Below are 22883 nucleotides of genomic sequence, written 5' to 3'. Positions count from 1 at the left end.
GGTGGGGTCAGCGAACGATGGAGACGCGTACCGGCGCGCGGAACGCGACGGCCTCCGTGACGCTCCCGAGCGTGACGTGGCTGTCCTCGCCCCGGCCGTGACTGCCGAGGACGACGTGGTCGAAGCCGTGGTCGACGACGTAGTCGACGATGACCCGCGCGGGGTCGCCGACCAGCGTCACCGTCTCCAGCGGTCGGTCGTACTCCGCCGCGACGTCGGCCGCCTCGGCGAACAGGTCGCGCTCGTACCCGTCCGCCCGTTCGAACCACTCGTCGGTCCCGTGGCGCGGTTCCGAGCGGACGTCGACGTCGGCGCCGAAGTAACTGTACCCCGGTTCCGACGGGTCGATGACGTGCAGGGCGGTGACGGTCGCGTCCGACCGCTCTGCGAGGGCGACCCGGAGCGCGCGCATCGACAGCGGCGACCCGTCGACGGGGACGAGTACCTTCTCGGTCATGGTCGTGGTACGACGGACCACGGCAAAATATCTCCGCACTCACGGACGCGTGGGAGTCCGGGCACCCGACCGGTTCGTCGGCTACGGGTGGGCGTAGTACGCGACGACGACGACGTCGTCGACCGTGTCGAGTCGGGCGAACCCGACGCGCTCGAACTGCACCAGGGTGTCGGCGTCGTACTCGCGGACGCCCGGTTCGGCCCGCCCCGTCACGTCGCCGTCCATCGTCCGCAGGGTGAGGGGGACGCTCGTCTCGGCGGGCACCCAGTGGACGACGTCGACGCCCTCTTCGCGGACGACGTCGATACCCGCGTCGCGGAACTCGAAGCCCTCGTCGGTGCGCTCGACGCAGCCGAGTCCCTTCAGCCAGACGCGCTCGCCGCCCGCCGGCAGGTCGTCGGGTTCGAGGAGCACCCGGTCGCCGACGGGGACGTCGCGCGTCCCGCGCTCCTCGTGGTCGGGGTGGACCGGCGGGTGGGCGGCGTCGGGAGCCCCCGCCAGGGGCACCTCCTCGCCGTCGCGGACGAGGAACGCGCGGTCGGCCTCGTCGTCGACGAGTTCGCGGTTCTTCGCGTAGATGGCCGACATGGCGAGGTCGACGTCGCTGGTGGAGGTGCCGAGTTCGACGATGGCGTCGACGATGGCCTGTCCCTCGATGCCGCGGCGGCGGACGCTGGCGAGCGTCGGCGCGCGCGGGTCGTCCCAGCCGTCGAGTTCGCCCGACTCGACGAGTTCCTTGATGGTCGAGGTGGACATCTTCACGTCGTAGGCGTCTAGCTGAATCTTCCCCCAGTGGACGACCTCCGGGTACTCCCAGTCGAAGTAGTCGTAGACGAAGCGCTGGCGCTTCGCGGAGTCCTGCAGGTCGATACCCCGGACGATGTGGGTGATGCCCGTGAGGTGGTCGTCGATACCCGACTGGAAGTCGAGCATCGGCCAGAGGCGGTAGTCGCTTGCCGCCTCGCGGGGGTGGGGCGTGTCGATGACGCGGAAGGCGACCCAGTCGCGCAGCGCGGGGTTCTTGTGTTCGATGTCGGTCTTCACGCGCAGGACCATCTCGCCCGCCGAGTACTCGCCGTCGACCAGCGCCTCGAACTCCTCGCGGACCGTCTCGGGGTCCTTCCCGCGGTGGGGACACGCCTCGCCCGCGTTCTTCAGGTCGGAGAACGCCTCGCCCGAACACGAGCAGGTGTAGGCCCCGCCCATCTCGATGAGGTCGCGGGCGTGGTCGTAGTAGGTCTCCAGGCGGTCGCTCGCGCGCATCACCTCGTCGGGTTCGAAGCCGAGGTAGGAGACGGCGTCGAGGATGGCGTCGTAGGCGTCGAGGTCCGGGCGCTTCGTCTCCGGGTCCGTGTCGTCGAACCGACAGAGCATCCAGCCGTCGTAGAGGTCCTTGTACGTCCCGATGACGGCGGGCATCCGGGCGTTGCCGAGGTGCCACGGGCCGTTCGGGTTCGGCGCGAGGCGCATACGGATCTCCTCGTAGTCGTCGGCGTTCGGCAGGTCCGGGAGCACCTGCTCGTCCTCCTCGTCCTCCGCCTCGAGGTCGGCGAGCGCCTCGGGGTCAAGGGCGGCGAGTCGCTCGCGGCGCTCGGCCGTCGAGAGGTCGTTGACCCGCGCGACGACGGGCGCGACGACGCCCGGTACCTCGCCGCCGTGTTCGCGGAACTCGGGGTTCTCGCCCATCAGCGGTCCCATGATGGCACCCACCTGTGCCTCGCTGTCGTGTTTGAGCGCGTTGTAGAGCGCGCTCGCCTCCGCGGCGCGTTCGACGCGCTCCCTGAGGTCGTCGTCCATTGGGGAGTGGTTCACGCCGAGGGACAAAACGGGCGTGGATTCGCGCGCCGGCGGGGACGCCTCAGCGCTGGGAGTCCCGCAGGATGAGCGGCCCGATGGCGAGCGTCCGCTTGGCGACGGTGGCGACGCGGAGCACGTAGGAGATGAACAGCAGGAAGGGAATCACCGTGACGGTGAACGCCGTTGCCGTCACCCACAGGAGGTCGGAGACGCCGAAGGTGACGCCGGTGAACGTCGCGCTGTCGACGAACACCGTCATCAGCGCGCCGATGATGAGCGCCGGGATGGCCGCGTAGGAGATGAGCTGCGAGAGGCTGATGAGCGCCCACTCGAAGTAGAGGGTCTTGATGTGTTCGCGGGCGGGGCCGAACATGGCGAGCGAGGTGTGGAGGTCCTCGAACGCCCGTCCGAGTTCGTCGTCGATGTCGTCGCGGTACACCTCCTGGATGCGGTTGACCTGGAACACCTTCCAGGAGTAGTTGTAGTCGAGCGCCGCGAACAGCACGTTGAACGTCCCGAACGTCGCGCCGTCGAGGCGGTCGACGACCACGTCCGCGTTGTCCGAGAGGCTGTCGACGAACTCCTCGACCTCGTCACGCAGGTCGTCGTTGTCGCTCCCCTCCGCGAGTTCGCGGAGTTGCTCGCCGCGCTGGTTCGACGTCTCGACGAGCACCGCGAGGAACTTCGATGGGTCCGCGGGGGTCGTCGTCCCGATGAGTTCGCTCGTGTACTCGCGGAAGTCGAGCGCGTTGCTCATCCGCTCGCGCTGGTCGCCGAGCGGGCCGTTCTCCTGGGAGATGACCAGCTGACTGATGGTGACGACGAGGGTCACGCCCGTGATGACGGCGCTTATCATCGTCGTGAACAGCGTGTCGAGCACGTCGCCGCCCGCCACGGTCTGCTCGAACGGCGGGAGCAGGAACACCCCCGCGAGGACGAACGAGACGAACACCACGCTGGCGAGGACGCCGGTGATGACCAGTCGGTTCGCGCCGAGCACCAGCCAGAGTTTGAGGCGGCTCTCGCCGGCCCGCTCCCGCATGGTGTTCTCGGTGCCGATGTCCGTCTCCGACTCGACGGAGTGGTCGGGTTCGACGCCCGCCTCACTCATCGTCGTCCCTCGCCGGTCGCTTGAGGACGAGGTACTTCGTCCCGCCGCCGGCGTACTCGACGGTGCAGACCAGCTCCCACCCGTCGGCACCGAGTTCGTTCAGCTCCGTCTTCGGGTCGGTCGCCTCGTGCATCGTCGCCTCCCGCGGCGGCCGAAGCGTCTCGTACTCCCAGCGAACTGTCTCGCTCATTCGGTCGAGACGACTCGCCCACCGTACAAAAAGCGTGTCCTCGCCGCCGTGACCGTCAGTAGTCCCGCTCGACGAGGTAGTCCGCGATGCCCGCGAGCGTCTCGCGGGCTTCCCCCTCGGGGAGGACCTCGAGGCGGCGCTTCCCGCGGTCGGTTATCTCGCGGGCCATCGTCCGGGCGTGGTCGATGCTGCCGGCGCCCTCCAGTCGCCCGACGGCCGCCTCGATGTCCGCCTCCGTCACGTCGGCGGGGTCCGCGGTGTCGAGGAGCGCGTCGACGTCGACGCCCTGGTCGCGGGCGTGGAGGGTGACGACGGTCCGCTTGCCCTCGATGAGGTCGCTCCCGCGCTGTTTGCCGAGACGCTCGCTCGGCGTCGTGAGGTCGAGGAGGTCGTCCTGTATCTGGAAGGCCCGGCCCACGTCGAGGCCGTAGCCGCAGAGGGCGTCGACCACCTCCTCGTCCGCGCCGAGGAGGACCGCGGGGATGGCGGCGGCGGCGGCGTACAGCACCGCCGTCTTGTGCTCGACCATGTCGAGGTACTCCTCGGTCGTCACGTCCCCGCGCGCCTCGAAGGCGACGTCGAGGGCCTGTCCCTCGCAGATCTTCGTACAGGTCGTCGCGAGTTTCTCGAGCGCGCGCACCGAGCGGTCGGCGGGTGCGCCCGTCTGCAGCATGCACTCGAACGCCTTCGAGTAGAGCGTGTCGCCGGCGAGGATAGCCGTCTCGGTGTCGTACTCGCGGTGGACGGCGGGCACGCCGCGTCGCAGGTCGTCGTCGTCCATGATGTCGTCGTGGATGAGGGTGAACGACTGGATGACCTCGACGCTGACGGCGGCCGCCATGATGTCGATTTCCTCGGGGCCGAACGCGCGGTAGTCCTCCGTCAGGGGGTCGACGCCGGTGACCGCCTCGGCCACCAGCAGGAGCATCGCCGGGCGCAGGCGCTTGCCGCCCGCGTCCAGCAGGTAGCGCGACGCCTCGTAGAGGCGCTCCGGTCGCGTGACCGGGAGCATCTCCGCGATGGCGTCGTTGACCGCCTCTCGGCGCCCCTCTATCGCCGCCTCCACACGCGCGCTGTCGGCGCTCATTCCGTCAGCTGAATCATGTTCCCGTTGCGCGTCACGTGCAGGTCGCGCCCGAGCTTGTACCCCTGGCTGGCCGCCAGGCTCGTGTACGGCGCGAAGCCCTTCATGTCCTGGTGGGCCGGGATGACGTGCTGGGGCTGGAGCGCCTGCAGCATCCGGTAGTGGCCCTCCTCGCGGAGGTGGCCGGAGACGTGGATGTCGTCGTAGATGCGTGCGCCCTGCATCTTGAGGAGCTTCTCGGACTGGTAGCGCTGGCCCTCGTTGGTCGGCTCGGGGATGACCCGCGCGCTGAAGAGGACCTTGTCGCCGTCGTCGAGCTGGTAGGGCGTCTCGCCGCGGCCCATCCGCGTGAGCATCGCGCGCGGTTCGCCCTGGTGGCCCGTCACGATGGGCAGGAAGTTCTCCTTGCCCTCGTTCATGATGCGCTTGAACGTCCGGTCGACGGACTTGCGGTGGCCGTACATCCCGAGGTCGTCGGGGAAGTCGACGAAGTTCAGGCGCTCTGCGGTGCCCGAGTACTTCTCCATCGAACGCCCGAGCAGGACGGGCTGACGGCCGATGTCGTTGGCGAACTCGACGAGGCTCGTCACGCGGGCGATGTGACTCGAGAACGTCGTGGCGACGATTCCGCCGTCGTAGTCCTCGACGGAGGTCATGACGTCCTTCAGGTGGCGCCGGGCGACGGACTCGGAGGGGGTCCGGCCCTTCCGGCCGGCGTTCGTGCAGTCCTCGATGTAACAGAGGACGCCCGGCCCCTCGCGGCCGATTTCCTCGAAGCGCTCCATGTCGATGGGGTCACCGATGACCGGCGTGTGGTCCATGCGCTTGTCGAGGCCGTAGACGACGGCCCCCTCCGGCGTGTGGAGGACGGGGTTGATGGCGTCGATGATGGAGTGCGTGACGTTGACGAACTCCAGTTCGACGTTGCCCGTGTCGCCGATGGACATCGACTCGCCGGGTTGCATCTCGACGAGGTCGTTCTGGACGCCGAACTTCTCCTCGCTCTGTATCTCCTGTTCGACCAGCGCGAGGGTGAACGGCGTCGCGACGATGGGGGCGTCGTAGCGGTGGGCCAGTTTCGAGATGGCGCCGATGTGGTCGAGGTGGCCGTGCGTCGGCACGATGGCCTGCACGTCGCCCTCGAGGTCGGACATGACGCGGTCGTCCGGGATGGCGCCCATGTCGATGAGGTCGAGGCTGTGCATGCGCTCGGTCTCGACGTTGTCGTGTATCAGTACCTGCGAGAGGTTGAGGCCCATGTCGAAGACGACGATGTCGTCCCCGGCACGGATGGCCGTCATCTGCCGGCCGACCTCTTCGTATCCGCCAATGGTTGCGATTTCGATTTCCATGGTTCCGACTCCGAGAGGAGTCGCCCGGGGGAGCGCGTGCCGCACGCGCGACCGGCGAAGACGTACCGCTGGCACTCCAGTGGCCCGCGTGGTCCGGCGTCGTACGCGACACCGGACCCCGCCGGTCGCCCGCTTGCGCTCCCGGGGCGACCGTATGCTCGGTTATCCGGCCCTACAGTCTCCGGTGTTAAAAACGCGTGGGTTGGATTCCACCGTGTCGCCGACTCTCACGGACGGCGTCACGACGCGGCCGACGCTACCCGATTCGCGTCCCGACGTCGTCGCCCGCGAGGAACGCCGCCACGCCGTCGAGGTCGAAGACGAACGCGGGCACCGACAGCGCGAGCAGTTCGCGCACCTTCGTGGCCATCCCGCCGGTGACGTCCGTCGACTGACTCCCGCCGAGGGCGGCCTCGACGTCCTCGAACGACTCGATGCGCCCGACGACGTCGCCCGCCTCGTCGTAGACGCCGGGCACCGCAGAACAGAGCCCCACCCGCTCGGCGTCGAGGTGGTCGGCCACCTCGACGACGAGTTCGTCGCCGCTGACGATGGTCGCGCCCCGCCCCTCGTGGGCGACGACGTCGCCGTGGAGGACGGGGACGAACCCCTCGCGCAGGAGGACGCGCACCTGCCCCGTCGGGAGGACGAGGTCGTCGACGGCGTTGCGAAAGCCCGCCGAGAACGGGTGGACGGGTACCGCGGGCACTCCCTCCGCGTGGAGCGCCGCCAGCACGGCGTCGTTGAGGCGCTGCATGGCCGCGTGGACGGCGACCACTCCCTCGTAGTCCTCGCTCCCCCGGGTCCGACTGATGCCGTGGGCGCTCGCGTGGTGGTGGCCGAACGAGCCGCCGCCGTGGACGACGACGAGGTCCCCGTCGTACCCGCCGACGGCCGCGGCCGCCCGTTCGAGGTTCCGCTCGTCGACCGTCTCGGGGACGTCCTTGTCCGTGATGACGCTCCCGCCGAGTTTGAGGACCTTCATCGTTCCGCGCGCACCCCCTCGCGGTCGAGTTCGGCGCGGAACGCCTCCTCACACCCCGGCGTGTAGTCGAGGGCGGTCCGGGCGGCGGGCGTCTCGTCGAGCGCGACGATACAGCCGCCGCCGCCCGCACCCGTCAGTTTCGCACCCAGCGCGTCGGCGTCGCGGGCGGCCCACACCATCGCGTCGAGCGACCGCGAGGAGACGCCGAGCGCCGCCAGCAGCCCGTGGTTGAAGTCCATCAGTCGCCCGACCTCGGCGACGTCGTCGTCCGCGAGCGCCCGCTCGCCCGCTCGAACCAGGTCGCCGATGGCGCCGACCGTGTCGGCGGCGAAGTCGTACTCGTCGCGGAGCGTGCGCACGCCGGCGACGAGTTCGCCCGTGTCGCCCGCCCCGCCGTCGTAGCCGACGACGAGCGGGAGGTTCGGCGCGTCGGGAATGCGTCGACGGTCGTCGCCCTCCACGCGGACGGCACCGCCCGTCGCCGAGCAGAACGTGTCCGCCCGCGAGGCCTGCCCCTCCTGGACGTCGTGTTCGACGCGGTAGGCCCGGTCGGCGACCGCCTCTGGCGTGAGGTCACGGCCGAGTTCTCGCGCCGCGGCGTCGATGGCCGCGCAGACGACGGCTGCCGACGAACCGAGGCCGGCCCCCAGCGGGATGTCGCTCTCGACGACCATGTCGAAGCCGGCGTCGGGCGCGTCCGCCGCGTCCCGCGCCTGTTCGACCGCCCCCTCGACGTAGCCCATCGCCGCCTCGACGAGCGGCGTCGCGACGTCAACGTCCGGTCGGTCGTCCCCGCTGGCGCCGTACTCGACCGTGAAGCCGTCGAGCGTCAGGTCGCGCGCCTCGACCCGGAGGCGGTCGTCCCTTCGCGCCTCGACCGTGACGGTCGCCCGTCGCTCGATGGCGCACGGGACCGCCGGTTCGCCGTAGACGACGGCGTGCTCGCCGAAGAGGTACACCTTCCCCGGCGCGCTCGAAACAGTCATACCCCGTCGTTACCGGAGTGCCGGTTTAAGCGTATCCGAACGAGCGCGCGACTCGTGCTCCGGCGCGGTCATACTTCGGTCGGGCCGGGGCGCTCGACTGCCTCCGCGTCGGCGACCAGTCGACCGAACCCCGTCCCCTTCGCTGGCGCGAGTCGCCCGACCGTCCCCAGGCCGAACGGCGGCATGTTCCGGTAGGACGTCTCGTAGGCGTCGGCCCGGACGAGGTACGTCTCGTGCCAGATGCCGGCCGCACCCGAGAGGTCGCTGTCGCGGTTGTACGCCAGCCACGCCGGGACGTGTCCGCCCTCGGGGTCGGTGGCGGCACGGAACAGGTCCTCCGCCGACCGCCAGTACTGGACGACCATCGGCTCTCGCGGGCTGAACACCACCCTGTAGCCGAGCAGGCCGGAGTCGGGGTCCGCCTCCAGCCGGCGCAACAGCCGCGGCATCGCCAGGAACGGCGGGAGCCACTTCCCGACACGCCACGGCTTGTTGATTCGCATCCCCACCAGGAAGACGACGAAGTCCTCGTCGACCTCCGCGTGCACCTTCTCGTGAATGACGTCTCCCATCGCTGTCTCCGCCCGACGCGCTCCGGGCGCGTCGGCTCGTCGGTCGGCCGGCACCGCGAAGCGGTCGGACCCCGAGCGTTGGTCGTCCACCGACATGAAGATAGCTGCGTCCCGACGGGACTATCCGGCGGCGAGAAACGTGAGAACGAGGGCGACGGCGCGGCCGCTCGCCGGTGGACGCGAAGAACGGGAAGGTCGGTTCAGATGTCGGTCTCGAAGTCGTCCAGCGCGTAGGACGGCTCCGCGCCGCGGTTGTCGAGCGTCTCGTTGGCCAGCAGCCAGTAGACCACCGAGAGGGCCTTGCGCCCCTTGTTGTTCGTCGGGACGACGAGGTCGACGTTGCTCGTCTGGTTGTTCGAGTCGCACATCGCCACGACGGGGATGCCGACCGTGATGGCCTCCTTGACCGCCTGGCTGTCGCCGATGGGGTCGGTGACGACCACGACGTCGGGCTCGATGTAACCCGCGTACTGCGGGTTCGTCAGCGTCCCGGGGATGAACCGTCCGGTCCGCGCGCGTGCGCCGACGGCGTCGGCGAACTTCTCGGCCGGGAACCGACCGTACTGACGCGAGGAGGCGACGAGTATCTGCTCGGGCTGGTAGTTCGAGAGGAACTTCGCCGCGGTGCGGATGCGGTCGTCCGTCTGGCTCACGTCGAGGACGTACAGCCCGTCGGTGCGGACGCGGTGGATGAACCGCTCCATGTCCTTGGTCTTCTGCTGGGTCCCGATGTGGGCCCCGGCGGCGAGGTAGTCCTCGACCGGGATGAGGAGGTCGGCCTCCTCGTCCGGCATGACGTCCTCGTCGAAGGTCGGGCCCGCGTCCTCGGCGGGGTCCTCCTCGACCTCCGGCGCTTCCGGTTCGGCCGCCTCGTCGGCGGCGGTCGCTTCCTCGTCTGTGGACCCCTGAGCCTCGTCGTCGGCGTCGGCCTGCGCGGCCTCCTCCTCGGCGAGCTCCTCGAGTCCGTCTTCGTTGTCGCTCATGCGTTTTCCTCGATTCGAACGAGTTCGTTGAGTTTCGCGGTTCGCTCGCCGCCCACCGCCCCCGTCTTGATGAAGGGGGCCGCGGTCGCCACGGCCAGGTGTGCAATCGTCGTGTCCTCGGTCTCACCGCTGCGGTGCGAGACGACCGGCGCGTAGCCGTGCTCGACCGCCAGTTCGATGGCGTCGAAGGCGTCCGACAGCGTCCCGATCTGGTTCGGCTTCACCAGGATGCTGTTGGCCGCCCCGCGCTCGATACCCGTCGACAGGCGCTCGGTGTTGGTGACGAACAGGTCGTCGCCGCAGACGAGCGTCCGGTCGCCGACCCGGTCGGTGAGGTCGGCGAAGCCGTCGTAGTCGTCCTCGTCGAGCGGGTCCTCGACGTAGACGAGGTCGTACTCCTCGACGAGGTCGGCGATGTACGCGACCTGTTCGTCGAGCGTGCGCTCGCCGTCCTGGTACTGGTACGCGTCGCCGTCGTACAGTTCGGAGGCGGCCACGTCGAGGCCGAAGCCGACCTCGAAGCCGACCTCGTCCTCGACGGTCGAGACGGCCTCCTCGCACACCTCGAACGCCTCGGCGTCGTCGATGGAGGGCGCCCACGCCCCTTCGTCGCCCTTCCCGCAGGCGATGCCCCGCTCGGCGAGGACGTCGTGGACCTCCCGGTGGACGGCGGCGTTGGCGAAGACGGCGTCCGCGACGCTCGGCGCGCCGACCGGCGCGGCGAGGAACTCCTGGATGTCCGTCGCGTCGGCCGCGTGCTCGCCGCCGCCGATGACGTTCCCGAGCGGCGTCGGGAACTCGTCGCCGCGGAAGGCACCGCCGAGGTGCTGGTACAGCGGCGCGCCGAGCATATCGGCGCCGGCCTTCGCCGCGGCCATGCTGATGGCGACGGCGCTGTTCGCGCCGATACCGCCGAAGTTCTCGGTGTCGTCGGCCTCGCGCAGCACCCGGTCGACCGAGCGCTGGTCACCGGCGTACACCTGCCCCTCGAGTCGGGGGACCGCCCGCTCGCGCGCGGCGGCGATGGCCTCCTCGGCGGGGAGTTCGATGGCCTCGTACTCGCCGGTGGACGCCCCGCTCGGGGCGGCCGCCCGCCCGAACCCGCCGCTCTCGGTCGTCACCTCGGCCTCGACCGTCGGGTTCCCCCGGGAGTCGAGGACGCGGCGGAGTCGGAGTTCGGTGACGAGCGTCATGCGCCACCCCGGTGGACGGTGAACGGGAGCACGCCCGCGTCGTACTCCTGTGCGGCGATGAGGATGGGCTCCGTGTGGGTCGTCTCGACGAGGACGGGTGCCCCGTAGGACACCTGCAGCGCTCGCGCGCCGATGATGCGGGCCTTCTCGTAGCGGTTGTGTTCTGTCTGGGCCATCACTGGTACGGGGAGACGATGTCGACGAGGTCCTTGTGCGAGACGAACATGCGCCGACAGCACGCGCGGTCGACGCCGAGGTCGTCGAGGACCGCCGCGGAGTCCTCTCCCTCCTCGGTCCGTCGGCGGTACGCGTCCCAGTGCTCGCCGACCACTTTACCACACGTGAAACACCGGACGGGTATCATCATGGGTGGATCACCTAGCGGTAGGACTTCTGGTAGCGAGCGCGCGCCCCGGGCCCGCCCCACTTCTTGGACTCGGACTGGCGCACGTCGTTGACCAGCAGCGACCGGTCGAAGTTCATGTACGCGTCGCGCAGTTCGGCGTCGTTCGAGTGCTCGACGAGGCCGCGGGCGATGGCCGTGCGGACCGCGTCGGACTGGCCGCTGATGCCGCCGCCGGCGACGCTGACCTCGATGTCGATACCGTCGCGGAGCTCCTCGCTCGCGATGCGGAACGGTTCGAGCATCTTCAGTCGGGCCATCTCGGGCTCGACGAGTTCGACGGGCTGTGCGTTGATGCGCACCCGCCCCTGGCCCTCGCGGACCGTGGCGCGGGCGACTGCGGTCTTCTTCTTGCCGCTCGTGTTGGTTACCATGTGACGTTCGCCCCCAGCTGCTCGCTGACCTCACCCAGCGAGACGAATTTGATGTTCGACAGTCGGTCAAGCGAGGTCTCCTCGAGCACCTCGCCGTCGGCCTCGAAGGGGTTGCCGACGTACACCCGGACGCCCTCGAGCGCGGTGCGCCCGCGGGGCGTCTTGTACGGCAGCATCCCGCGCACCGAGCGCTTGAGGAGGCGGTCGGGGCGCTTGGGGTAGTACGGCCCCTGGTCGGAGCCGACCTCGACGCGCTTCTTGTAGACGCTCATCACGTCCTCCTCGTTGCCCGTGATGACCGCGTGTTCGGCGTTCACCACGGCGACGCGCTCGCCGTCGAGCGCGCGCTGGGCGACGTTGCTCGCCACCCGGCCGAGGATGCAGTCGCGGGCGTCGACGACGACGTCGGCGTCGAACTCGGCGACGCTCATCGAATCACCCGGACGTTCGAGCCTTCGGGGTTCTGTTCGAGTGCCTGTTCGAGGTCGATAGCCTCACCGACCTGACTGATCTTGGTGCGGGCCGTCCCGGAGAAGTCCACCGCGGCGATGGTGACCTCCTTGCGGAGCGCCCCACTGCCGAGGACCTTCCCGGGCACGATTACGGTCTCGTCTTCCCTGGCGTACCGCTCGATACGCCCGAGGTTGACCTCCGCGTGCGTGCGCCGGGGCTTCTCCAGCCGTTCGGCGACATCGCCCCAGACGGCCGCCCCGCTGCGCGCGGCGACCTTACAGTCGGCGATGAGACTCCGGAGTCTCGGGTTCGTCTTGTTCATGATTGTGACACCTGAGAGAAATGCAGGGAGCAGGATTTGAACCTGCGGACCTCTACAGGACGGCGCCCTGAACGCCGCGCCGTTGGCCAGACTTGGCTATCCCTGCGTGCAGTCGTTCCTTCCGCGAGCCCCCACATACCACTTTCGATGGCCGGTGCTGGCCGGCGCGTCGACGTGGGGTGTGTGGTGGGGGTCATTGGACTGGTGTGTGTGTTCGGTCTACGGGACGCTACAGCTGGACCGCCTGTTCGAGTTCGTCCGCGCGGTCGTGGAGCGACTCCACCGCCGCGAGCACGAGGTCCTCGACGCTCATCGAGCCGTCGGTCTCGACGTGGAACACGAAGGCGTTCGGCACGTCCGAGACCGCGACCTCCTCGTCGGGGTACCGGTTGCGGAGGTCGTTGTCGAACGACTCCGCCGGCACGAGTTCGCCGTCGTCCTCGACGACCCCCCGCACGATACGGGGTTCGTCGTCCGCGAACTCGTCGCGGTCGCCGACGACCTCGACCGTCTGGAGGTGGCGGTAGCCGATGGCCACGCCGCCCTGGTGTTTGGCGTGGTCCTTCCCGCTGTCGAGGCGGGCGAGCGCCTCGACTTCGAGGCGCTGGTCCTCCTTCAGGTCGATGATGGGGACGTTCTCGTCGGCCGGTTTGACGAGGTCGTCCGCGGAGACGAGGTCGCCGGAGTAGGCGGTCGCCGGCCCCTCGACGTCGAGCGCCAGCGTCACCTCGTCGCCGAGTTCGAACTCCCCCGGCGGCGTGGTGAGGGGGACGAGCCCCAGGCGCAGGCCGATCATCTCGTCGAACATCACCGACGAGTTCTCGACGACACGAACGGTGTCGATGGACATCGTCGGCACGTCGGCGAGCATGGCCCGTCGGATGCCGTTCGCGAACGCGGGGGTCAGCCCGCGGACGACGAACCGCGCGTTGCGGTCGTCTCGGTCGATGAACTCGACGTCGAAGTCGTCCATGATGTTAGAACCCGCTGTTCTTCGGCGGGCGCGTCCCGTCGTGCGGGATGGGCGTGACGTCCTCGATGCGACCGATCTCGAGGCCGGCGCGCGCGAGCGCGCGGATGGTCGCCTGCGCGCCCGGCCCGGGGTTCTTCTGGAGGTTGCCGCCGGGACCGCGGACGCGGACGTGGACGCCGGTGATACCCTGCGCCTGGATGTCCTCGGCGATGCGCTCGGCCATCTGCATGGCGGCGTACGGCGACGCCTCGTCGCGGTTCTGCTTCACCACCGACCCACCCGAGGACTTCGCGAGCGTCTCCGCGCCCGTCTCGTCCGTGATGGTCATGATGGTGTTGTTGAACGTTGCGTGTACGTGAGCGATGGCCCATCGCCCGTCGGGTTGCGAACTCATTTACTCCTGGTCCTCCGCCCGGGCGGGATGCAGGTCGTCCCCCAGCGGGCTCGTTTCGTCGAAGTCGATGCTGTCCTCCTGCTCGACGAGCACCGTGTACGACGGCGTCGTGACGCGCTGGCCGTCGACGGTGACGTGCCCGTGGCCGATGAACTGGCGCGCCTGCTTCGGCGTGCTCGCCAGCCCCTTGCGGTAGACGACCGTCTGGAGGCGGCGTTCGAGCACGTCCGTGATGTCGAGGCTCAGGACGTCGTCGAGGGCGTCCTCGCCCCCGAGGATGCCCTTTCGCTGCAGGCTCTGCAGGAACTCGCCCGCCTCCTCAACGGCGGCCTCCTCGTCGCCCTGGGTCTGCCCGAGCAGGCTGCGGGCCTCGCGGCGGTAGTCGCGCAGTTCCGACTGGCTCCGCCAGAGTTCCTCCTTGTTCTTCAGGCCGTAGCGGCCGACGAGTCCGGCCTCCTCGGCGATGCGCTCGCCCTGGAACGGGTGGTTCGGCGTCTCGTAGAGTTTGGTGTTCTGTCCGAGTGCCATCTTACTCCGCCTCCTCCTCTTCCTTGATGGCCTCGACGTTCACGCCGACGGTGCCCTCGGTACGCCCCGTGGACTTCGTCCGCTGTCCGCGGACCTTCTGGCCGCGCTTGTGTCGGACCCCCTTGTAGGAGTTGATCATTTTCATGCGGTTGACGTCCTGGCGCCGGGTCATCGAGAGGTCGTTGCCGACCTCGTGGGTCGTCTCGCCGCTGAAGTACCCGCGCTGGTGGTTGGCGAGCCACTCGGGGACCTCCTCGGCGTAGCTCTCGACGGCCTCGACGACGCCCTCGATGCTCTCGTCGTCGAGACGCCCGAACGTCGCCGTCCGGTCGACGCCGGCCGACTCGCAGACGAGGCGGGCGGTGCGACGGCCGATGCCGTTCATCTCGATGAGCGCACGCTCGACGGACTTCGTGCCGTCGAGGTCTGTTCGTCCGATACGGACGAAGTATCGGATGTCGTCATCCTCTTCGCCCTCAGGTTGTTCCGTGCTCATGGTGGTGTGGTTGGTGGACGTTGTGGCGGGGATTCGAACCCCGGAGGCTTGACGCCACTGAGTTAGCAACCCAGCGCCTTGGGCCAGGCTTGGCTACCACAACTCGCGTGTACTCGCGCCCCTCGCGGACTCGGGAGCCGCCCTCCCTACACTGATTGCATGCTCACCAACCCGGTGGCCGTACTTAAACACACCGATACCTCGGACGCGTGTCGACGCCACACACGGCCGGGAACGCCCGCGTTCGGGTCGGTCGGGGTCCCGCGGCGCCCGGCTCGAAGACGAGAGCGATGTCGTCGACGGAGACGAACGTGAACGGAGCAGAGAGGGGAGAAGACGGAGACGAGCGCGGCGGGTTTCAGTCGGAGTAGGAGACGGGGGCGCCGATGTACTCGTCGTTGACGACCCAGTCGTCGCCGTCCCGGACGAGGTACTCGCCGTAGTAGGGGACGCGGCTGTCGACCACGTCGACGAACGCCTCGCGGATCTCGTCGCGCGTCATCTCGCCCATCGGGACGAGGTCGTCGTTGCGGTTGAGACACCCCTTCAGGTACCCTTCGTGGGTCACGCGCACGCGGTGGCAGTTCGCGCAGAAGTCCTCGTTGCCGACGGGGTCGACCACCTCGACCATCCCGCCGTCGATCCAGTACCGTCGTCGGTCGTGCATCTCGCGGTGGTCGACCCGGTCGGCCTGTTCGGCCAGCCAGCCGTGGACGCGCTCGATGTCGACGGCCCAGTCGGGCCGGCCGGCGAGTTCCGGCATGTACTCGATGAGCTGGAGCTGGAGGCCGTCGTTCTCCGCGACGTGCTCGACCATCTCGGGGACGTACCCCGCCGTCGCCTCGAAGACGACCATGTTGAGCTTCACCGGCGTCAGCCCGGCGTCGACCGCCGCGAGCACCCCCTCGATGACGTCGTCGTACGCGCCGCTCTTCGTCACCTCGCGGAACGCCGCCGGGTCGAGGGCGTCCTGCGAGACGTTCACCCGGTCGAGGCCGGCGTCGGCGAGCGCCTCGGCGCGACCGGGGAGGAACGTCCCGTTCGTCGTGAGCGACGTCTCGATGGAGTCGGGCGTCCGGGCGATGATCTCCTCCAGGTCGTCGCGGAGCATCGGTTCCCCGCCGGTGAACTTCGCCTTCTCGACGTCGAACTCCTCGCACACCTCGAGGAAGCGCACGACGTCGTCGGTGCTCATCTCGTTGTCCGCCGCGTCCATCGGCCCGCGCGTGTCGCCGAGCCCCTCGTTGTGACAGTAGATACAGTCGAAGTTACAGCGGTCCGTCAACGAGATGCGAACCCCCGTCACCTCGCGGCCGAACCCGTCTACGAGCATAGTCGAGTGGTTCGCCCGGACGCGCTTAAACTCGTGGGGCGTACCCGCACAGATGTAATGACAATCGGTTGCGCTCGCGCCCAGCCGTAGGCGCGCGTAGTGACCATCGGTCCCCCGAGTGAAAGCGGGTAACCACGTCACCGGGCCTACGGCCCCTTCGCAACACCACCGTCGTCCCGAGTGCTGCACGCGGCAGATGGTTCTACGGGAGGAACAGGTCCCTCGGGTCCGCGCTGGCGGACGCGCCCCGAGGCCGTCCTCACGGCAGGACCGGTACTCTCGACGGGAGGGAACGCGCTTCGCTCGAGACACGCCGGGCGGCCGTCGAATCGTCAGTTCCCGTCCGACGGACGACGTTCGTCGAGTATCGACTGCATCCGGTCGAGTGCCGACTGCGCTTCCGCGCGGTTCTCGGCGAGCGCCTCGGCGACCGCCGCGGGGAGGTCCAGGTCCGCAGCGAGGACCAGCAGCCGGTCGAGCAGCGTGATCTCGATGCGTTCGTTGAGACTCCCGACCCCGATGACGTCGAGGTCGCGGAGGTCGTCATCGACGACCTCGTCGACGAACTCGTCTTTCTCGGCCAGGAGCCCTTCCATGAGTGCACTGCCACGTTCTCGCGGGTCCTGTCCGAGGACGTCGAACACTCGCTCGATGCGGTGGACCTGCTCGACGGTGTCCTCGCGGTGCCCCTCGAAGATGGCCGTTATCTCCTCGCTCGCCGCGGCCGCGGCGAGGTCGGCGTGTAGGTCGAGGATTTCGACCTCTGCGTGGTACAGTTTCTGGAGTTCTCGGTCGAACATCTCGCGTGGTGTCGTAATCGTCATGGGACAGTATGGGAGTCGTCAGGAATCGGAACTCGGTCGAAGCACCGTACTCGGAGAAGACAGACGGCGGTAGTCCACGTGTCACCCATCGTGGTCTCCCGGCGCGTCGTCGGTCTCTACCAGCACCTGCCTCAGACACGCCTGGAGGTCGGTTTCGTCGACCAGGTCGCTGTCGAGGAGATAGCGCAACTCCGCTCTGGTGAGGTCCTCACCGGCCTGGAGCGCGGCGAGGAGGCGCTCTGGAGGCGTTCGTGTCGCCTCGACGTCCACCGAGACGTCCGTGACGAGCAGGTCGTCACGCCGTCCCGCACGGCGGATCGCCTCGTCCAGGACCTGCTCTGCGAGCGTCGGCTGGGCGTTCTGGACCGTCGAGCCGCCAATGGCTCGAGTGAAGCCCGTGTTGTAGAGCAAGAACGCCACTGCGTCCGTGATACCCTCCGTGAGTTCTGTATCGAGGTCACCACCGGTCGTGCGGTCGCCGAAGAGTTTCGCTCGCTCGTCTGCGTCGAGGTGTTCGAACAGGGTCGTGAAGTCGAGCAGCGCGTTGCGAATCCGCTCCCGGATGTCCCGTCGGCGCTGGTAGCGTTGCTGTTTCGCGTGCTCGCCCTCGTAGACCTTCTCGCCGGTGAGCCAGCGTCGGTCCTCGGTGGTGAGCATCGCGTTCTTGCGACTCGCCATTCCTACCTAGCGCAACCGGCCAGTGGATGATAAAGACCCCACTGGAGTAAACAGCAAACTGCATACCCACACTAGAAGTATATTTACCGGCCGTGACGAGAGACGGTATGGGGCTCGCACGACCGGACCGAGGGCTCGGAGGTCGGTGGGGGTCGAGGTGCCATCTCGACGGTGGGGCCTCGTGACGGGAGGAACTGCCACCGAACCGTCGGAGGGGTCACAGTACCGGGGGGTGCCGACGCCGTCGAAACTCCTCGAGATCACATCGTTCTTCCTGAAGATCGGACTCGTCGGTTTCGGTGGGCCGCTGGTCCACATCGCGATGATGGAAGACGAACTCGTCGGTGAGGACAGCAAGGAGTGGGCCGACGAGCCGGTGTTCATGGAGGGCCTCGCCATCTGCAACATGCTCCCCGGCCCGGCGTCGACCCAGCTGGGCATCTTCATGGGGTGGGTGTACGCCGGAGTCCCGGGGGCGCTCACCGCTGGTTTCTTCTTCATGCTGCCGACGTTCGTCGTCGTCGGGTTCTCGTACCTCTACTTCGCCTACCAGACGCTGCCCTCGCTCGACGCCTTCTTCTACGGCATCAACCCCGTCGTCATCGGGCTCATCGTCGGCGCATCGTATCGGATGGCTCGCAGCGCGCTCGGCGGCGCCGACACGGACGTCCAGTTCACCGTGGCGGGCGACGAGTGGACCGTCGACTACAAACTCGCCGCGCTGCTCGTCGGGACGCTCGGCGCGACGGTCGTTCTGAACCCGAATCCCGTCCTCGAATTCGTCGTCGCGGGCGTCGTCGCCGTCGCCATCTATCGGTCAGTGTGGATTCGGAACAACCGACGACGCGTCACCGGAGCGGGACTCCTCGCTGGGGTAGTGGCCGTCGTCGCGCTGGTCTGGAACCGGCTCGTCGGTGCACTCCGCAGCGGTGGGGGGTCGACCATCGAGAACACCGCCGTTGCAGGGGTTCTCCTCGCGCTCTGGGCGAGTCCGTGGGTGAAACTGTTCGCGTTCATGCTCTACACGGGGTCGTTCATCTACGGTGGCGGCCTCGTCCTCATCCCGTTCATCGAGAAGTACGTCGTCGGGGAGTTCGGGTGGATGACCGGGAAGGTGTTCGTCGACGGCATCGCCATCGGACAGCTCTCCCCCGGACCGGTCGTGATGACGACCGCGTTCATCGGGTACGAACTGATGCTCGACACGTACGGGTCGACGCCACTGGCGGTCGCGGGGGCACTCGTCGCCGCGGTCGGCGCGTTCGGACCGTCCTTCGTGTTCATCATGGGATTCTTCCCGTACTTCGCACGGGTGCGAGAGAACGCGGTCGTCAGGACGGCCCTGGTCGGTGTCAACGCGGCCGTCGTCGGCGCCATCCTCGGGGCAACGGTCACCCTCGCGCAGGAGGGCATCGTCGACGTCCTGACCGCGGGACTCGCGGTCGTGACGTTCGTCCTGTTCGTCCGCGGGGTCGACTCGGTCTACCTGATTCTGGGGGGCGGTGGACTCGGTGTCCTCGTCTTCTCCCTCGTCTAATCACCTCCGAACGGCGACGCCGGGCACGGCTGCGAGCAATCCAGACGTCCGTAACGCGGAGGACCACCCCCTCACCGTCCGCCACGGTTCGCTCGTCCCTCGACCCCGGTGTCGGTTCGTCGATCGCACCAGAACCGGTAATTGCAGCCTCTCGGTAGTGCTGCACCGAGTATGTCCAGAGACACGCCCCCTCGGGCAGGGGAGTACGTATTCGATGGTGTCAGTCGCCGCCGATTCCTCCGGGGAACGGTCGGTATCGGCGCAGGTGTCGCCGCGCTCCCCGCACTCAGCGGCGTGGCAGCCGCGCACTTCCCGGTCGAGCTGGACATCGACGTCCAGCCCGGAAACGACGACAACTTCGTCGACCTCGAGGAACACGACCACGTTTCGGTCGCGGTCCACCCCTCGGAGTTCCTGAACGCCGACGGCGAGCGCGAGACGTTCGACCCGACGCAGCGGGACGTGCGATATCGCCTCGGCGCTCGAAGCGCGCTCGACGACGGCGAGGGTGCTCGACCGGTCGGCGACGGCGAAGTCACGACGACGACCACGGGACACGGCGACGCGACGGAGTCGACCGAGGTCCTCACACTGTCCTTCCCGGTCGGAGCGACAGGGCTCGACGACGGGGACGACACCGTCTGGCTGTACTGGGAGCGCGACGAGGCCGGTGGGCACGGCTACGCCGGCGTCGATACCGTCTCGGTGTACGGCGGTGGACCGTCGTCGGGAGAGTTGCAGGTACTTCTCCGGCGGCTATCGAGGGTTCTGGGCGGTCACTGAACGGGTCACTCGACCGGGCGGGCCCCTCGTACAGTCGCGGCACGAACCCATCGAGTTCCCCCTCTCATCACGAGACGCATCGCGCGGAGGTCGCACGTTGATTCCTCCCGAACGGCGTCGACCACGCGCCCCCTCCGGTCGCGACGGCCGTTTTCGGGCCCTCGCGGCGTGGAATCACTCGACGAAACGGCTTCATTCGTCGATGCTAACCGGGTGTCGTGAAAAGCGATTCTGGTACGGTTCTCGAACCCGCTCTGGAACGGGGTCCCGGCACACTGCTCGTTCTCGACCCTCTCAGGGCCGACGAGTGACTCTCTGTCCCGCTCGACCGACGTCGCTCGCGACGCGAACGAGTACCAGCACTGCCCCCCTCGCCCACGGACCACTGATGTCACGAGTACTCACGTGCTGTGGTTCAGTTCGCGAAAGCGAGTCGCGAACCGTGAGCTATACTACCGGTGTAGTTCGAAATCAGGTCGAGCGAGAGTCGAGCGACCCCGCTTCCGACTCGCTCCGTCGACGATGACGAGGACACGAACGCGGATCGAACTACAGATCAGGAGACAGCCGGGGGTACACTTCAACGAACTCGTCCGGTCGCTCGAGTTCGCGCCGGGACAGATACAGTATCACGTCCGCCAGCTGGTGGGAGGTGGGGAGGTCGTCGAAGAGCACCTGTACGGACAGACCCACTACTACCCGCCGGTGTTCGAGCCGTGGGAACGAGGCGTCCTCGCGCTCTTTCGACGGGAGACGTCGCGTGACGTCCTCGGCTACCTCCTGGAGAACGGAGGGTGTCGACCGCAGACGGTCGCGGACGACGTCGGCATCGCGCGGAGTACGCTGGAGTGGCATCTCGAACGGCTCGTCGAACGGGACGTCGTCACCAAGGAACGCGACGAGCGCAACCGCGTCACGCTCGTCGTGACGCACCCCGACAGGACCCGGGAACTCCTGCGCGCTATCTCGCCGTCGATTCCCGACCGCTTCGTCGACCGGTTCACCCGGCTCGTCGACAGCCTCCTCGTCGAATAACGTCCGTTCTGCCGTGACGCCCCGTGCCATCCCGTCGCAGGAGTCGACCACCGACCCCGACACCTCTCGACAGCGGGAGTCGTTCGAGGTGTGGACCACAAGCAGTTTTGCCGGCAGCCGTCTACGTTCGAGGCGATGCGACGGTGGAGGGTGTCCTGCCCGATGCGGAGGCGTTCGTATCCGATACGAGGAGCGGTGTCCTGCGATGGGCCACGTAGCGAGAGCTCGTCCGGTCCACGGGAACCGGATTCGAACCGACGGGCGAGCGCAGGGTGATGCCGGGCGCTACGTTGCTCCCGGGCCACGTCGTCCAGGCGGGCGACCCGGTGCTGTTCGCCGTCCTCGTCGGGGGGGTCGTGGTCTCGTCACTGCTCGTCGCGCTGGGCGTCAGCGTGTGGAGCCGTCGCCGGTCGGCACCGTACCTGCTCGTTGCGCTCGCCCTCGGGACGCTCGTCGCGAAGGGGTTCGTCGGCCTCTTCGCGATGGCCGACGTGTTCTCGATGCCGGCACACCACACGGTCGAGCACACCCTGGACTTGCTCATGGGCACGTTCCTCGTCGGCGCGATCGTGTTCGCCCGTCGGACTCGAACCGCGGAGGACCTGTGACGAGGGTCGGTCCCCTCACACGACCCCTCGGAGGCGGGTGCAGGCCTCGTTCCCGCTTCTGACGGTCACACCCCCGTCGACGGAGCGGCGAGGACCCGCCGACGGACCGTCGGCTTCACAACCCTTATCGGCCGCTGTCGTCCACGTTCCTGTATGACTCGAGAGGACGTCCTCGACCGGCTCCGGAGCGTCGAGGACCCCGACCTCGGCGGCGATATCGTCTCGCTGGGCCTGGTCAACGACGTGACCGTCGACGGCGACGTCGTCCGCGTCTCGCTGGCGCTCGGTGCCCCCTACTCGCCGACCGAGACCACCATCGCCAACGACGTGCGCGACGCGCTCGCCGACCTGGACGTCGACGTCGCCCTCGACGCCGACGTCGACCGCGGTATCGACCCCGACGAGCAGGTCCTCCCGGGCGTGAAGAACGTCATCGCCGTCGCCTCCGGGAAGGGGGGCGTCGGCAAGAGCACCGTCGCTGTGAACCTCGCCGCCGGGCTCGCGGAGATGGGCGCCAGCGTCGGCCTCTTCGACGCGGACGTCTACGGCCCGAACGTCCCCCGGATGGTCAGCGCCGACGAACACCCACAGGCGACGGCGGACGACACGCTCGTCCCGCCCGAGAAGTACGGCGTGAAGCTGATGAGCATGGCCTTCCTCGTCGGCGAGGACGACCCCGTCATCTGGCGGGGCCCGATGGTCCACCAGCTCATCACCCAGCTGTGGGACGACGTCGAGTGGGGCTCTCTCGACTACATGATCGTCGACCTTCCGCCGGGGACGGGCGACACGCAACTCACCCTGCTCCAGACCGTCCCGCTCGCGGGCGCCGTCGTGGTCACGACCCCGCAGGGCGTCGCCGTCGACGACGCCCGGAAGGCGCTGCGGATGTTCGGCAAACACGACACCGCCGTCCTCGGCGTCCTCGAGAACATGAGTTCGTTCACGTGTCCCGACTGCGGGTCCACCCACGACATCTTCGGTGAGGGCGGTGGCCGCGCGTTCGCCGAGGAGGCGAACATGCCCTTCCTCGGGGAGGTTCCGCTCGACCCGGCCGTCCGCGAGGGCGGCGACACCGGCGCGCCCGTCGTCCTCGACGAGGACAGCGACACCGGTGCCGCGTTCAGGCGGTTCGTCCGGCAGACCGCCGACAACGTCGGCATCGTCCACCGACGCCGGACGAGCCAGACGAATCAGGAACACCAGCAGGGATGACCGTCGAGGAAGACGGGGACAGGGCGGCGTTGCTGCGTGAAATCGCGGAGGAGGTCCACGACGGGAGTTCGGAGGCGTCGCAACTCGCGGCGATACTCTACCGGGTGAGCGACCTCTACGACCCCGACGAGGAGACCTCCCCTCAGGAGATATACCTGAACGTGAAGTACATCCTCGGCATCAAGGAGCAGGGCGGTATCGAGCGGCGGTAGCGGTT

The 22883-nt window shown here is 68.4% G+C and carries 29 protein-coding genes and 2 tRNA genes; 6 read left to right on the top strand and 25 right to left on the bottom strand.

The window, feature by feature from the left end:
* Positions 1-7: 7 nt before the first annotated feature.
* From P1Y20_RS04455 to P1Y20_RS04335, 25 genes are all read right to left on the bottom strand, one after another.
* Entirely contained in the window at positions 8-457 is a 450-nt protein-coding gene (locus P1Y20_RS04455) for a universal stress protein (RefSeq protein WP_304447453.1), read from the bottom strand.
* Between the two features lie 81 nt (positions 458-538).
* Positions 539-2254 (bottom strand): glutamate--tRNA ligase, encoded by a 1716-nt coding sequence (locus P1Y20_RS04450; RefSeq protein WP_304447452.1) that lies wholly within the window; start codon positions 2252-2254, stop codon positions 539-541.
* Between the two features lie 61 nt (positions 2255-2315).
* Positions 2316-3365: a DUF7972 family membrane protein gene (locus P1Y20_RS04445; protein ID WP_304447451.1), complete on the bottom strand. Its 1050-nt coding sequence runs from the start codon at positions 3363-3365 to the stop codon at positions 2316-2318.
* Complete coding sequence (gene sp36 / locus P1Y20_RS04440) at positions 3358-3555, bottom strand: Sp36 family protein (protein ID WP_304447450.1); 198 nt, start codon at positions 3553-3555, stop codon at positions 3358-3360. Before sp36 ends, P1Y20_RS04445 begins: the two co-directional genes overlap by 8 nt.
* A gap of 55 nt (positions 3556-3610) precedes the next feature.
* A complete protein-coding gene (idsA3, locus tag P1Y20_RS04435; protein WP_304447449.1) occupies positions 3611-4642 on the bottom strand; it encodes a geranylfarnesyl diphosphate synthase in 1032 nt (343 codons plus the stop codon).
* On the bottom strand, positions 4639-5991 hold the full coding sequence (locus P1Y20_RS04430) for a ribonuclease J (RefSeq protein ID WP_304447448.1): 1353 nt from the start codon (positions 5989-5991) through the stop codon (positions 4639-4641). Before P1Y20_RS04430 ends, idsA3 begins: the two co-directional genes overlap by 4 nt.
* 256 nt (positions 5992-6247) lie before the next feature.
* Positions 6248-6976 carry an isopentenyl phosphate kinase gene (locus tag P1Y20_RS04425; protein ID WP_304447447.1) on the bottom strand — a complete coding sequence of 243 codons (729 nt, stop codon included), beginning with the start codon at positions 6974-6976 and terminating at the stop codon, positions 6248-6250.
* Positions 6973-7962 carry a mevalonate kinase gene (gene mvk / locus P1Y20_RS04420; RefSeq protein ID WP_304447446.1) on the bottom strand — a complete coding sequence of 330 codons (990 nt, stop codon included), beginning with the start codon at positions 7960-7962 and terminating at the stop codon, positions 6973-6975. Before mvk ends, P1Y20_RS04425 begins: the two co-directional genes overlap by 4 nt.
* Positions 7963-8030: 68 nt before the next feature.
* A complete protein-coding gene (locus P1Y20_RS04415) occupies positions 8031-8624 on the bottom strand; it encodes a DUF4188 domain-containing protein (RefSeq protein WP_304447445.1) in 594 nt (197 codons plus the stop codon).
* A gap of 110 nt (positions 8625-8734) precedes the next feature.
* Positions 8735-9517: a 30S ribosomal protein S2 gene (gene rpsB, locus P1Y20_RS04410; RefSeq protein ID WP_304447444.1), complete on the bottom strand. Its 783-nt coding sequence runs from the start codon at positions 9515-9517 to the stop codon at positions 8735-8737.
* Complete coding sequence (gene eno, locus P1Y20_RS04405) at positions 9514-10710, bottom strand: phosphopyruvate hydratase (RefSeq protein ID WP_304447443.1); 1197 nt, start codon at positions 10708-10710, stop codon at positions 9514-9516. Before eno ends, rpsB begins: the two co-directional genes overlap by 4 nt.
* Positions 10707-10886 (bottom strand): DNA-directed RNA polymerase subunit K, encoded by a 180-nt coding sequence (locus P1Y20_RS04400; RefSeq protein WP_304447442.1) that lies wholly within the window; start codon positions 10884-10886, stop codon positions 10707-10709. The genes eno and P1Y20_RS04400 overlap by 4 nt, the downstream gene beginning before the upstream one ends.
* Complete coding sequence (locus P1Y20_RS04395; RefSeq protein ID WP_304447441.1) at positions 10886-11077, bottom strand: DNA-directed RNA polymerase subunit N; 192 nt, start codon at positions 11075-11077, stop codon at positions 10886-10888. The genes P1Y20_RS04400 and P1Y20_RS04395 overlap by 1 nt, the downstream gene beginning before the upstream one ends.
* 11 nt (positions 11078-11088) lie before the next feature.
* Complete coding sequence (locus P1Y20_RS04390) at positions 11089-11487, bottom strand: 30S ribosomal protein S9 (RefSeq protein WP_304447440.1); 399 nt, start codon at positions 11485-11487, stop codon at positions 11089-11091.
* Positions 11481-11918 (bottom strand): 50S ribosomal protein L13, encoded by a 438-nt coding sequence (locus P1Y20_RS04385; RefSeq protein WP_304447439.1) that lies wholly within the window; start codon positions 11916-11918, stop codon positions 11481-11483. The genes P1Y20_RS04390 and P1Y20_RS04385 overlap by 7 nt, the downstream gene beginning before the upstream one ends.
* Positions 11915-12262, bottom strand: a complete 348-nt coding sequence (locus P1Y20_RS04380) for a 50S ribosomal protein L18e (protein ID WP_304447438.1) — start codon at positions 12260-12262, stop codon at positions 11915-11917. Before P1Y20_RS04380 ends, P1Y20_RS04385 begins: the two co-directional genes overlap by 4 nt.
* Positions 12263-12283: 21 nt before the next feature.
* A tRNA-Leu gene (locus tag P1Y20_RS04375) sits at positions 12284-12368 on the bottom strand.
* Positions 12369-12491: 123 nt separating this feature from the next.
* Positions 12492-13235, bottom strand: a complete 744-nt coding sequence (locus tag P1Y20_RS04370; protein WP_304447437.1) for a DNA-directed RNA polymerase subunit D — start codon at positions 13233-13235, stop codon at positions 12492-12494.
* Positions 13236-13239: 4 nt separating this feature from the next.
* A complete protein-coding gene (locus tag P1Y20_RS04365) occupies positions 13240-13629 on the bottom strand; it encodes a 30S ribosomal protein S11 (RefSeq protein ID WP_304447436.1) in 390 nt (129 codons plus the stop codon).
* The gene (locus tag P1Y20_RS04360) at positions 13630-14157 is read right to left on the bottom strand and encodes a 30S ribosomal protein S4 (RefSeq protein ID WP_304447435.1); all 528 of its coding nucleotides are present in this window, start codon (positions 14155-14157) and stop codon (positions 13630-13632) included.
* A gap of 1 nt (position 14158) precedes the next feature.
* Positions 14159-14653 (bottom strand): 30S ribosomal protein S13, encoded by a 495-nt coding sequence (locus P1Y20_RS04355; protein WP_304447434.1) that lies wholly within the window; start codon positions 14651-14653, stop codon positions 14159-14161.
* An 18-nt stretch (positions 14654-14671) separates the two neighbouring features.
* A tRNA-Ser gene (locus P1Y20_RS04350) sits at positions 14672-14756 on the bottom strand.
* Between the two features lie 255 nt (positions 14757-15011).
* Positions 15012-15986 carry a GTP 3',8-cyclase MoaA gene (gene moaA / locus P1Y20_RS04345; RefSeq protein ID WP_304447433.1) on the bottom strand — a complete coding sequence of 325 codons (975 nt, stop codon included), beginning with the start codon at positions 15984-15986 and terminating at the stop codon, positions 15012-15014.
* Between the two features lie 332 nt (positions 15987-16318).
* The gene (locus P1Y20_RS04340) at positions 16319-16786 is read right to left on the bottom strand and encodes a DUF892 family protein (RefSeq protein ID WP_304447432.1); all 468 of its coding nucleotides are present in this window, start codon (positions 16784-16786) and stop codon (positions 16319-16321) included.
* Positions 16787-16891: 105 nt separating this feature from the next.
* Positions 16892-17488, bottom strand: a complete 597-nt coding sequence (locus P1Y20_RS04335) for a DUF8102 family protein (RefSeq protein ID WP_304447431.1) — start codon at positions 17486-17488, stop codon at positions 16892-16894.
* A 181-nt stretch (positions 17489-17669) separates the two neighbouring features.
* Here P1Y20_RS04335 and chrA point away from each other — a divergent pair, with 181 nt between their 5' ends.
* The 6 genes from chrA to P1Y20_RS04305 all read left to right on the top strand — a co-directional run bounded on the left by chrA (position 17670) and on the right by P1Y20_RS04305 (position 22878).
* Positions 17670-19025 (top strand): chromate efflux transporter, encoded by a 1356-nt coding sequence (gene chrA, locus P1Y20_RS04330; RefSeq protein ID WP_304447430.1) that lies wholly within the window; start codon positions 17670-17672, stop codon positions 19023-19025.
* Between the two features lie 171 nt (positions 19026-19196).
* The gene (locus P1Y20_RS04325) at positions 19197-19808 is read left to right on the top strand and encodes a hypothetical protein (RefSeq protein ID WP_304447429.1); all 612 of its coding nucleotides are present in this window, start codon (positions 19197-19199) and stop codon (positions 19806-19808) included.
* A 522-nt stretch (positions 19809-20330) separates the two neighbouring features.
* Positions 20331-20843, top strand: coding sequence for a winged helix-turn-helix transcriptional regulator (locus P1Y20_RS04320; RefSeq protein ID WP_304447428.1), 513 nt, complete (start codon positions 20331-20333; stop codon positions 20841-20843).
* Positions 20844-21118: 275 nt separating this feature from the next.
* On the top strand, positions 21119-21451 hold the full coding sequence (locus P1Y20_RS04315; protein WP_304447427.1) for a DUF7471 family protein: 333 nt from the start codon (positions 21119-21121) through the stop codon (positions 21449-21451).
* A 153-nt stretch (positions 21452-21604) separates the two neighbouring features.
* Positions 21605-22666, top strand: coding sequence for an Mrp/NBP35 family ATP-binding protein (locus P1Y20_RS04310; protein ID WP_304447426.1), 1062 nt, complete (start codon positions 21605-21607; stop codon positions 22664-22666).
* Positions 22663-22878: a DUF7976 family protein gene (locus P1Y20_RS04305; protein ID WP_304447425.1), complete on the top strand. Its 216-nt coding sequence runs from the start codon at positions 22663-22665 to the stop codon at positions 22876-22878. The genes P1Y20_RS04310 and P1Y20_RS04305 overlap by 4 nt, the downstream gene beginning before the upstream one ends.
* The last annotated feature ends 5 nt before the right edge of the window (positions 22879-22883 follow it).

Origin of the sequence: Halomarina ordinaria (genome assembly GCF_030553305.1) — an archaeon.
GTDB classification, from domain to species: domain Archaea; phylum Halobacteriota; class Halobacteria; order Halobacteriales; family Haloarculaceae; genus Halomarina; species Halomarina ordinaria.
Note: the sequence above shows the minus strand (reverse complement) of the source record. Positions and strands in the feature narration are given on the sequence as shown.

Excerpts from the sequence above, each read along its gene's own strand:
- P1Y20_RS04335 (WP_304447431.1), bottom strand. The coding sequence starts at position 17,488 with ATGGCGAGTCGCAAGAACGCGATGCTCACCACCGAGGACCGACGCTGG.
- P1Y20_RS04425 (WP_304447447.1), bottom strand. The coding sequence starts at position 6,976 with ATGAAGGTCCTCAAACTCGGCGGGAGCGTCATCACGGACAAGGACGTC.
- P1Y20_RS04395 (WP_304447441.1), bottom strand. The coding sequence starts at position 11,077 with ATGATGATACCCGTCCGGTGTTTCACGTGTGGTAAAGTGGTCGGCGAG.
- P1Y20_RS04380 (WP_304447438.1), bottom strand. The coding sequence starts at position 12,262 with ATGAACAAGACGAACCCGAGACTCCGGAGTCTCATCGCCGACTGTAAG.
- P1Y20_RS04370 (WP_304447437.1), bottom strand. The coding sequence starts at position 13,235 with ATGGACGACTTCGACGTCGAGTTCATCGACCGAGACGACCGCAACGCG.
- P1Y20_RS04355 (WP_304447434.1), bottom strand. The coding sequence starts at position 14,653 with ATGAGCACGGAACAACCTGAGGGCGAAGAGGATGACGACATCCGATAC.
- P1Y20_RS04310 (WP_304447426.1), top strand. The coding sequence starts at position 21,605 with ATGACTCGAGAGGACGTCCTCGACCGGCTCCGGAGCGTCGAGGACCCC.
- idsA3 (WP_304447449.1), bottom strand. The coding sequence starts at position 4,642 with ATGAGCGCCGACAGCGCGCGTGTGGAGGCGGCGATAGAGGGGCGCCGA.
- P1Y20_RS04455 (WP_304447453.1), bottom strand. The coding sequence starts at position 457 with ATGACCGAGAAGGTACTCGTCCCCGTCGACGGGTCGCCGCTGTCGATG.
- moaA (WP_304447433.1), bottom strand. The coding sequence starts at position 15,986 with ATGCTCGTAGACGGGTTCGGCCGCGAGGTGACGGGGGTTCGCATCTCG.
- P1Y20_RS04315 (WP_304447427.1), top strand. The coding sequence starts at position 21,119 with ATGCCGGGCGCTACGTTGCTCCCGGGCCACGTCGTCCAGGCGGGCGAC.
- rpsB (WP_304447444.1), bottom strand. The coding sequence starts at position 9,517 with ATGAGCGACAACGAAGACGGACTCGAGGAGCTCGCCGAGGAGGAGGCC.
- P1Y20_RS04390 (WP_304447440.1), bottom strand. The coding sequence starts at position 11,487 with ATGGTAACCAACACGAGCGGCAAGAAGAAGACCGCAGTCGCCCGCGCC.
- P1Y20_RS04320 (WP_304447428.1), top strand. The coding sequence starts at position 20,331 with ATGACGAGGACACGAACGCGGATCGAACTACAGATCAGGAGACAGCCG.
- P1Y20_RS04450 (WP_304447452.1), bottom strand. The coding sequence starts at position 2,254 with ATGGACGACGACCTCAGGGAGCGCGTCGAACGCGCCGCGGAGGCGAGC.
- P1Y20_RS04325 (WP_304447429.1), top strand. The coding sequence starts at position 19,197 with ATGTCCAGAGACACGCCCCCTCGGGCAGGGGAGTACGTATTCGATGGT.
- eno (WP_304447443.1), bottom strand. The coding sequence starts at position 10,710 with ATGACGCTCGTCACCGAACTCCGACTCCGCCGCGTCCTCGACTCCCGG.
- sp36 (WP_304447450.1), bottom strand. The coding sequence starts at position 3,555 with ATGAGCGAGACAGTTCGCTGGGAGTACGAGACGCTTCGGCCGCCGCGG.
- mvk (WP_304447446.1), bottom strand. The coding sequence starts at position 7,962 with ATGACTGTTTCGAGCGCGCCGGGGAAGGTGTACCTCTTCGGCGAGCAC.
- P1Y20_RS04360 (WP_304447435.1), bottom strand. The coding sequence starts at position 14,157 with ATGGCACTCGGACAGAACACCAAACTCTACGAGACGCCGAACCACCCG.
- P1Y20_RS04305 (WP_304447425.1), top strand. The coding sequence starts at position 22,663 with ATGACCGTCGAGGAAGACGGGGACAGGGCGGCGTTGCTGCGTGAAATC.
- P1Y20_RS04400 (WP_304447442.1), bottom strand. The coding sequence starts at position 10,886 with ATGGCCCAGACAGAACACAACCGCTACGAGAAGGCCCGCATCATCGGC.
- P1Y20_RS04430 (WP_304447448.1), bottom strand. The coding sequence starts at position 5,991 with ATGGAAATCGAAATCGCAACCATTGGCGGATACGAAGAGGTCGGCCGG.
- P1Y20_RS04340 (WP_304447432.1), bottom strand. The coding sequence starts at position 16,786 with ATGTTCGACCGAGAACTCCAGAAACTGTACCACGCAGAGGTCGAAATC.
- P1Y20_RS04365 (WP_304447436.1), bottom strand. The coding sequence starts at position 13,629 with ATGAGTTCGCAACCCGACGGGCGATGGGCCATCGCTCACGTACACGCA.
- P1Y20_RS04385 (WP_304447439.1), bottom strand. The coding sequence starts at position 11,918 with ATGAGCGTCGCCGAGTTCGACGCCGACGTCGTCGTCGACGCCCGCGAC.
- P1Y20_RS04445 (WP_304447451.1), bottom strand. The coding sequence starts at position 3,365 with ATGAGTGAGGCGGGCGTCGAACCCGACCACTCCGTCGAGTCGGAGACG.